The sequence below is a fragment of the Aliiruegeria sabulilitoris genome (assembly GCF_001558155.1).
Classification (GTDB): Bacteria; Pseudomonadota; Alphaproteobacteria; order Rhodobacterales; family Rhodobacteraceae; genus Tropicimonas; species Tropicimonas sabulilitoris.
On the sequence record NZ_LOAS01000038.1, the window covers coordinates 18,289 to 27,195 of the forward strand.

At 61.4% G+C, this 8,907-nt stretch carries 8 protein-coding genes; 1 reads left to right on the forward strand and 7 read right to left on the reverse strand.

Annotated elements, in window-relative coordinates; translation table 11 throughout:
* The first annotated feature begins 56 nt into the window (after nt 1-56).
* Nucleotides 57-602, forward strand: a complete 546-nt coding sequence (locus AX756_RS22375; RefSeq protein ID WP_068317407.1) for a YaeQ family protein — start codon at nt 57-59, stop codon at nt 600-602.
* Between the two features lie 180 nt (nt 603-782).
* Here AX756_RS22375 and AX756_RS22380 read toward each other — a convergent pair whose 3' ends face one another.
* From AX756_RS22380 to lsrF, 7 genes are all read right to left on the reverse strand, one after another.
* Nucleotides 783-2,180: a pyridoxal phosphate-dependent decarboxylase family protein gene (locus AX756_RS22380; protein ID WP_068317409.1), complete on the reverse strand. Its 1,398-nt coding sequence runs from the start codon at nt 2,178-2,180 to the stop codon at nt 783-785.
* A gap of 332 nt (nt 2,181-2,512) precedes the next feature.
* On the reverse strand, nt 2,513-3,106 hold the full coding sequence (locus AX756_RS22385; protein WP_068317411.1) for a cupin domain-containing protein: 594 nt from the start codon (nt 3,104-3,106) through the stop codon (nt 2,513-2,515).
* A gap of 103 nt (nt 3,107-3,209) precedes the next feature.
* Entirely contained in the window at nt 3,210-4,232 is a 1,023-nt protein-coding gene (locus tag AX756_RS22390; RefSeq protein WP_068317414.1) for an ABC transporter permease, read from the reverse strand.
* Nucleotides 4,229-5,731 (reverse strand): sugar ABC transporter ATP-binding protein, encoded by a 1,503-nt coding sequence (locus AX756_RS22395; protein WP_082739290.1) that lies wholly within the window; start codon nt 5,729-5,731, stop codon nt 4,229-4,231. Before AX756_RS22395 ends, AX756_RS22390 begins: the two co-directional genes overlap by 4 nt.
* Nucleotides 5,728-6,708, reverse strand: coding sequence for an ABC transporter permease (locus tag AX756_RS22400; RefSeq protein WP_082739291.1), 981 nt, complete (start codon nt 6,706-6,708; stop codon nt 5,728-5,730). Before AX756_RS22400 ends, AX756_RS22395 begins: the two co-directional genes overlap by 4 nt.
* A 107-nt stretch (nt 6,709-6,815) precedes the next feature.
* Nucleotides 6,816-7,844, reverse strand: coding sequence for a sugar ABC transporter substrate-binding protein (locus AX756_RS22405; protein WP_068317423.1), 1,029 nt, complete (start codon nt 7,842-7,844; stop codon nt 6,816-6,818).
* Nucleotides 7,845-7,959: 115 nt separating this feature from the next.
* Nucleotides 7,960-8,841: a 3-hydroxy-5-phosphonooxypentane-2,4-dione thiolase gene (gene lsrF, locus AX756_RS22410; protein ID WP_068317426.1), complete on the reverse strand. Its 882-nt coding sequence runs from the start codon at nt 8,839-8,841 to the stop codon at nt 7,960-7,962.
* Between the last annotated feature and the right edge of the window lie 66 nt (nt 8,842-8,907).

Consider the following 8,907-nt stretch of genomic DNA (forward strand, 5'->3'; position numbering starts at 1 on the left):
TCCAAAGGTCACCAAACGGAGTAGGCATCCCAATCTTTGAATGTTTGGGGGAAATCATGGCGCAAAATGCAACTATTTATAAAGTTGAACTGTCAGTCTCCGACATGGACCGTCACTACTATGAGACCCATAAACTGACAGTGGCAAAGCATCCTTCGGAGACGGACGAACGGCTGATGGTCCGAATTGTCGCTTTCGCGCTGAATGCCCATGAACATTTGGAAATGACAAAGGGCCTTTCAACCGATGACGAACCGGACATCTGGCAGAAAAGCCTGAGCGGAGCGCTCGATGTGTGGGTGGCTCTGGGACTTCCAACCGAGAAGGTGATGCGTCAATCCTGTGGCAAGGCCGGCAAGGTGATCGTCTACCCCTATGGCGGCCGAACGGCCGAGATGTGGTGGGACAAGATCAAAAACAGCACCACGCGTTTTGATAATCTTCAGGTCGTGAATTTCTCTGAGACCGACACAGACGCACTGGCAAAACTGGCAAGCCGCGCGATGAAGCTCCAGATCAATATTCAGGACGGCGATGTGATGGTCAGTGGCGATGACAGTATCGTTTACGTTACCCCCGTAAAATGGAAGAGCGCTGCGTAATTCGCGGCTGACCGCCGGACAGGAAGTTCGCCGCAGGTCTGCTCCGGGTCCGGGGACGACGGTTTGCAGTCACCGACTCTCCAATGCCATGTGCGCGCACTGGAACTTGGCGGATCATGTTCAAAGCACGAGAGGAAACCTGATCCAGCCGGCGGTCCACCGTCCTGACTGGGCAAGGCATCACGTCGTTGATCTCCAGACCTCTTGAATGACGTCGCCAGCCAACATGACATCCTGACGTGTTGTTTCGAACTGTCCGACCTGGAAACGAATGACTTTCCGTCCTCCGAAGGCTCCTTGGGTCAGATAGATGCGGCCATCGTCGTTGATGGCATCAACCAGCTGCTGCTGAGCCGCGTCGTCGCCAGGGCATCGAAACGAGAACAGGCTCAGGATCGGTTCCGTGACGATCTCGAACCCATCGACGGCCCGAAGTACCTCGCATATCTCCCCGGCCCATCGGACATGGTTTCGCAACCTCTGCCTCAATCCATCGAGCCCGTAGCTTCGGATCAGGAACCAGATCTTCAACGCCCGGAATCGACGACCCAGGGGGATTGTCCATTCGGAGTAGTTCGTGACCGCGCCGCCCGTGGTCTTCAGATACTCCGGCTCGATCTTGAGCGTGTTCAATTGCGGCACGGGGTCCCGGAGGAACTGCACCGAGCAGTCGAATTGCGCCCCGAGCCATTTGTGCGGGTTGAAAACGATGCTGTCGTAGCCTTCGACACCGGCCCAGAAATCGTCGCGGAACTCTGGGCAAATCATCGCGGCTCCTGCCCATGCCGCGTCAAGATGGGTGTAGAGATCCTCTGCCCGGGCCACGGCGAGAACGGCAGCAAGATCATCGGACGCCCCGACACCCGTACCGCCGGTTATTGCGACCACGCCCGTCGGCACATGGCCTGCCACTCGGTCCTGCGCGATCGCGCGCTTCAGCGCATCGACGTCGAGACCATGACGTTGGCCGCGCGTTGGAAGCTTGACCAGGTTCTCTTGCCCGATCCCCGCCACCCAGGCCGCGCGGTCGATCGAGCTGTGAACCTGATCGGAGCAGTAGACACGGAGCCTGCCCTTGCCGGACAAGCCTTCACGGTTTCCGGTGTAGCCGATGGCACGCTCGCGCATCGTGAGAATTGCCGAGAGCGTCGCCGAAGAGGCGCTGTCCTGGATGACGCCTGTGTAGCCATCCGGGAGGGCAAGCGCCTGGCGAAGCCAGTCGACCATGACGCCTTCCATCTCCGTCGCGGCGGGGGATGTCTGCCAGAGCATGCACTGCGGCGCGATCGTGGTGACGAGAATTTCGGCCAGCATTGACGGGGGCGTGGCGTTGGCCGGGAAATAGGCGAAGAAGCGAGGGTGCTGCCAATGCGTCATGCCTGGCATGACGATGCGCTCGAAATCCGCCATGATGGCGTCCATCGGCTCGCCATCTGTTGGTGGCGACGGGTCAAGCAAGCGCGCGGTGTCGCCCGGCCGCGTCTGAGCGCGCACAGGGCGGTCGCGCAGGGTCTGGTGGTATCCTGCGGCCCACCCGGAAAGGTGTCCGCCCCACTTCGCGAATTCGTCCCAGTCCATGCTCACTCCAATCTGGAATCAGGATACCCCAAGACTATCTGCCACGGTCGCAACGCCCTCGCTCCCGGCAACTCAATCCTGATCTAACCGGATGATGAACAGCCAGCGAAGCCCCGTCAAACTCGTCGTGGAGGCAAGCAGAGGACACCAGACATGTCACCACTCGATTTCCGGGTGGTGAATCATGATGTTCAACCAAAATCAACGGGTCCAGAACCCAAATCGCCGGCAGAGGAACGAACCTGGTGCCGGGCCTTGAGACAGAAGAAAGACTCCGTAGAGCCGGAAGGACGGTTTCCACACCTCTCAAGGCCGCTTCATCTCAACCAGCCCTAATCCAGAAAGAACTTCCCGTCCGGGTGGCTGAACCGCAGACCGTTGTGGTCGTGATGGGTGGCGTATTCGGTCACGATGGCGCCATTCGGCCCCGCCCGCATCCAGTGCCGCTCCGCCGGCGCCGAGAGCCGGGCAACCTCGCCGACGCCAACCCGGGTGCGCTTGAGCGCATGGGTGCAACCGCGATGCGAGGGCGGGATGTCGGCATCCGCGCCTTCGGTCGGTTCGCCCTCGGCATAGGTGAAGATCTCGCCATGGCGGACATGCCAGGCTTCGAGCTTCGGCCCGGTCACTTCGGTGCCGACATGCCAGTGCTCCGGGATCGCCTGATTGGGCAGCAGGAACATCTCGTGGCCGGACAGGTTGTAGTCCGGGTCACTGAACCAGAAGATCCCGGCAAGGCCGGAAAAGGCGAAATCGCCGATGTTGAAATCCTTGACCCAGAAATCCTCGGTCTGGAACCGGTCGGGGATGGCGTAATCGTAGTAGCGCATCAGATCGAAGTAGGCCTCCTGGGCCAGCTCCATTTTGAATTTGCCATCCTCGGTATAGTAGTGCTCGTTGGGATAAACCTTCAGCTCACGGGTCATCTTTCTCTCCTTCGAAACCTGGTCCCGGCGGTCGGTATGCGCCGGTCTTGCTTTGCCTCGTCGCGGCATTGCCACGATGGGCTCGGGGCGGGGTTCGCCCGAACTATTGTGCAGCCACGCTCGTCGCCTGATTGGCAACAGAGCGGTCGGCAGGTGGCGTCGTGGCAACCACCCGCGAGCCGAACTTGACCTTTTCGTTGAGGATCATGGCGACGATCAGGATCACGCCCTTGATGATCGTCTGCCAGAAGATCAGCACGTTGAGCATGCTCAGCCCGTTACCGATCACGATCACGATCATCGCGGCAATCAACGTGCCGATGATCGAGCCGCGCCCGCCGGACAGCGGTGTGCCCCCCAGCATGATCGCCACGACCACATCCATGAAGAAGAACTCGTAGATCCGCGGGTCGCCCGCGCCTATCCGGGAGGCGGTCATGATGCCGGACAGCGAGGCCATCAGCGCCACGGCCACGAAGAGCCCCAACGTGATCGCGTTCACGTTGATGCCCGAGAGCACCGCTGCGTTGCGGTTGGACCCGATGGCCATGGCGTATTTGCCGATCAGCGTCCGGTTGGTCAGCACCCAGAACAGCGTGCAGCCGACCAGCGCGATGAGGATCGGCACCGGCAGCCCGAGCAGTTCCGCGTTCATCAGGTTGCGGAAATTGTCCGGCAGGCCCGAGCGCACCGATTGGCCGCCGCAGACCACGAGCGCCAGCCCGTTGCCGATGAACATCATCCCCAGCGTGGCGATGAAGGGCGAGATCTCCCAGCGGGTGACCAGCAGCCCGTTGATCAGGCCGAAGCCCATCCCGGCGGCCAGCGTGATCAGGGCGGCGAGCAGCAGCGGCAGGCCGGCGGCGGCCAGCAGCGCGTAGAGCACGCCGGAGAAGGCGAGATTGGCGCTGGCCGAGAGGTCGAAATTGCCGGTCATCATCAGCATGGTCGCGGCGGCGGCCGTAAGCAGCAGGGCCGAACTCTGCTTGAGCATGTTGAAGTAATTGCCGAGCTGGAAGAAATGGTCGCTCATCAGCGCGAAGAAGATATTGAGCGCGATGAAGACCAGGAAGAGGATGAAGGTCTGGCTTTTCATGAAGCCCGGAAGGGTGTTTGCCTGTTTCATGCCTCGATCTCCTCGCCCGCGACGAGTTTCATGATGTGGTCGGTGTCGAGATCCGGCCCGTTCTGCACGATCTGGCGCAGGGCGCCGTCATACATCAGCGCGATCCGGTCGCAGAGCTGCACGACCTCCTGAAGCTCGGAGGTGAAGACGATGATGCTCTTCCCCTGCCCCGCAAGTTCGCGAATGATGTCGTGGATCTCCTGCTTGGCGCCGACATCGACCCCGCGCGTCGGCTCATCCATCAGGATGATGTCGCTGTCGCGGTTCAGGCACTTGGCGATCACCACCTTCTGCTGGTTTCCGCCCGAGAGCAGGGAGACCTGGTGCTCGCGGTCGCGCGCGGCGATGGAGAGCGCGTCGATATAGTGATCGGCGAGCCGGTTCTCTTCCGCGCGCCGCACCAGCCCGTGCGACTTCACATTGGCCATGTTCATCAGCGGGATGTTCTGGCGAATGCCGAGCAGCCCGAAGATCCCGGCCTCGCGCCGCTCTTCCGGCACCAGCGCCAGCCCGGCCTTGAGCGACTTGCGGACGTCGTCGAGCCGTGTGGCCTTGCCCTTCACCCGGATCTCGCCCGCGCAGGGATGACCATAGAGGATCTCGCAGACCTCGGTCTTGCCCGCACCCACGAGACCGTAGAAGCCGAGGATTTCGCCCTTTTGCAGATCGAAGCTCACATTCCGCAGCTTGCGGGTCGTGGCGTTGCGTACTTCCAGCGCCGTCTCTGTCTGGATCGCGGGGCTCGGCACGTAGTCATTGACCACCACCTTGCCCAGCATCATCCGCACCAGGTCGGAGCGCTCCAGCCCTTCCAGCGACCGTGTCTCGATCATCTCGCCATCGCGGAAGATCGTGATGTAGTCGCCGTTCTCGAAGATCTCGTCGAGCTTGTGGGAGATGAAGATGATGGTGACGCCGCTCGCCTTGAGACGCGCCACCGTGTCGAAGAGCTTGCGGGTTTCGCCGAGGCTCAGCGAGGCCGTCGGCTCGTCCATCACCAGCACGGCGCAATCGGAGCAAAGCGCCTTGGTGATCTCCACCACCTGTTTCTGCGCCACGCTGAGCGAACCGACCAGCGTGTCCATCGAGATGCTCTCGTCGAAGCTCGCCAGAATCCCGGCCGCCTTCTCGAGGATCGCGGTGTCCTGCTTCGGAAAGCCGAAGCTGTGCGCCTCCTGCCCGAGCGTCAGATTGCCCGCGATGGTCAATTCGTCGACCACGTTCAACTCCTGGTAGAGCACGCTGATACCGGCGGCCATCGCGTCCCGGACCCGGGTCGGGGCGAAGGGCTTGCCGTCGAGCGTGATCTCGCCGGAGGAGCGCTCATGCACACCGGTCAGGATCTTGATAAAGGTGGATTTTCCAGCGCCGTTCTCGCCGACGATGCAATGGACCGTGTTGCGCTTGATGTCGAAACTCACGCCCTTGAGGGCGACCACGCCGGGAAAGGCTTTGCCGACATCGCGGATTTCGAGAATGTTCGAGCCATCCATGGTCATGCCCTCGCCGGATTGGTGAAGCGTTGGTTGAGCATCAGCGAGCCGATCAGGATCACGCCATAGGCGATGCTCTGGTAGTAGAAGGGAATGCCGAGCAGTATCAGGCCGTTGCTGGCAAAGCCGACGACCAGTGCGCCGAGCAGCATGCCGATTGTTGATCCGACACCGCCGGTCATCGCCGTGCCGCCGAGAATGATGGCGACGATCACGTCGAACTCGAGCCCCTTGGCCACGTTCGGCGCGGCGAGCCCGACGCGCGAGGTCTGCAGGATGCCGCTGAGCCCGGCAAAGAGCGCGACGATCACGTAGAGCAGCGCGATGATCCCGACCGTATTGATGCCCGACAGCTTTGCAGCCTGCAGGTTGGCCCCGATCGCATAGGCGAAGCGGCCGATCTCGGTGCGCTTCTCGATAAAAAGGAACAGCGCAAGCGCGGCTACCATCATCACGATGGCCAGCGGGAAGATGCCAAAGACCAGCTCGCGGCCGAAATCGACGAACTCCATCGGCAGTCCGGTCATGATGTTGGCGCCGCCATCCCAGCGGGCGACGAGGAAGGCGAATCCGCGGGCGATGAAGAGCACGCCGACGGTCGCGATCACCGGGTTTATCCCGAGCACGGCGACCGTCATGGCGTTGATGCCGCCCCAGCCCATCGCAACGATGCAGGTGATGAGCATCGACATCTCGATCGGCACGCCATGTTTGCACAGGTAGGCGTGCAAGATCCCCGAGAAGGCAAGCACGGAGCCGACCGAGAGGTCGAAATGCCCGGTCACCATCAGCAGGTTTGCCGCCGAGGCGATGATGACGATCACCGCGACCTTCAGGAAGACATTGGTGAAATTCGTGACCGAGAGGAAGCTGGGCGTGGCCAACGACAGCCCGATCATCATGACGATCAGCGTTCCGATCAGGACCGCCTTCTGCGTTTCCGTCTGTAATAGGTGTTTTATCCTGTCCACGTTCCACCTCATGTCATCCGATCCGCGTGTCCGGCTGGGCCGGTCCGGCGGGGCGTTGTCGTTCCGACTGCATGCCCCGCGCCGCCTCACGCGCCGCGGAGCTGTTCATGTCCGGGAGGTCAGCGCTGCGTGTCGACCAACGCCTGGAGATCTTTCTCGAAGCCGAAATTCTCTTCCAGGAATTTCTGCGCGGCCGGGACGGAGGAGTTCCAGTAGTCGAATTCCGGGCTGAGCGTCTGCACCTCGAGCCACTTGTCCATCTCGATCGTGCCCTCGATCATCGCCATCAGCGTGTCGACCTCGGCGCGGCCATTGTCGCGCACCTGGCCATGGGTCAGCTTGAAGGAGGAGTTCGGGTTGAACACCTTGACCATCGCGTTCTCGCCGCCATCGACGCCGGCAATGATCTCGGTCAGCGGTGCGCCATCCTTCATCTTGCCACGGCCCAGCTGCTCGGTCGCTGCCAGCGCGCCAAGCGCCATGTCGTCATTGGCGCCGAAGATGATATTCACGTCCGGATTGGCCTGAAGGATGTCCAGCATCACTTCCATCGACTTGATGGTCGAGCCGAAGCCGTTCTGCATCGCAACCAGTTCCGCGTCAGGGGCAACCGACTGCACGCCCTTGAAGAAGGGCTCGGTACGTAGCTTGGCGATCTGCTCGAAACCGCCGAAATTCAGGATCGCGACCTTGACCGGCTTGTCCGGGAAGGCCGTCATCCACTGCTCTGCAGCCACTTCGCCCATGCGGAAGGAGGAGAATTCCTCTTTCGGCTGAATATGCGGCGCGGTCTTGGTGCTCGGATAGATCAGCGTGGTGACGATCGGAATCCCGGCCTTGTGCGCGGCCTCGACAGCGGTCGCGGTCATGCCGATATCGGGCGAGTGCAGCGCGATCCCGTCGACCTTCTGTGCAATCAGGTTCTCGACCGCGCTCAACGAGGATTCACTGCTGGCCTGCCCATCGACGACAATCGTCTCGGCGCCATAGTTCTTCTCGGCATAGTCCGAGAAGATCTCCACGATGGACTGGTGATAGGAATGTTCCAGCGTGAAGGGGATCTTCCCCAGTACGATCTTGTCATCGGCAAGGCCTGCCGTGGCTGCGATGCTGCAGGCCGCTGCGAGGGTTACTACCAGTTTTTTCATGTCTTCCTCCTTCACACGCGCGCTGGTGCGGTGTGTCCACTGTTCTGAAACTGTTGTGTCTTCGGTTCGGTGCGGCCGGTTGCAGCCCGGCCGTCCTGTTGTTTTGTCGCCTCTGTCAGACCCCGTCTGCCTTGAGCGTGTCGAAGAGTTCGAGTGCCTGCTCAGGCGTGAGCCCGTCATGGACGACGCCGGAAACGGCTTGGATCATCGCGGCCGGGTGGTCCGACTGGAACACGTTGCGTCCCATGTCGACACCCGCCGCGCCCTGGTCGATGGCTTTCCAGGCCAGCTCCAGCGCCTCGAGTTCGGGGAGCTTCTTGCCGCCGGCAATCACGATGGGGACCGGGCAAGAGGCGGTGACCTTCTCGAAGCCCTCGCAAAAATAGGTCTTGACCACATTGGCCCCGTTCTCTGCGCAAATCCGCGAAGCGAGCGAGAAATAGGTGGCGTCGCGGGCCATATCCTTGCCCACGGCGGTTACGCCAAGCACGGGCACACCGCTTTTCTGGCCGATATCGACCGCGTGATAGAGATTTGCGATCGTCCCGGCCTCGGTGGCAGGATCACCCACGGCGACCATCACGGCGATGGCAGAGGCGTTCAGGCGCACTGCGTCATCGATGTCGATCACCACGTTGTGGTTCAACTCGGTCAGGATCGAGCTGCCGGCATCGGCCCGCAGGCAGATCGGCTTGTTCAATGTCGGCGGGATGGCCGCTCGGATCATGCCGCGGCAGCCCATCAGGCAGTCGGCATATTGCGCGATCGGGACGATGTTGAGATCGACGCGTTCCAGGCCCGACGTCGGACCCATGATGAAGCCGTGGTCGAAGGCCAGCATCACCGTGCGCCCGGTGTCGGGACGGAAGATCCGGCTCAGCCGATCCTTCGTTCCCCAATCGAGATGGCTACATCCTTTTAGGAAATAGCCCTCCGTCTGGACCGGTTTGTCCAGCCCAAAATCCTTGCCGTCTCGGATGTCATCAAGGTCGGCCATATGTTGTGTCCTTGCCGTCTGGAGGTGTCTTACCCGGCCGGGCTCAAAGGCTTCGGCCGGAGTTAT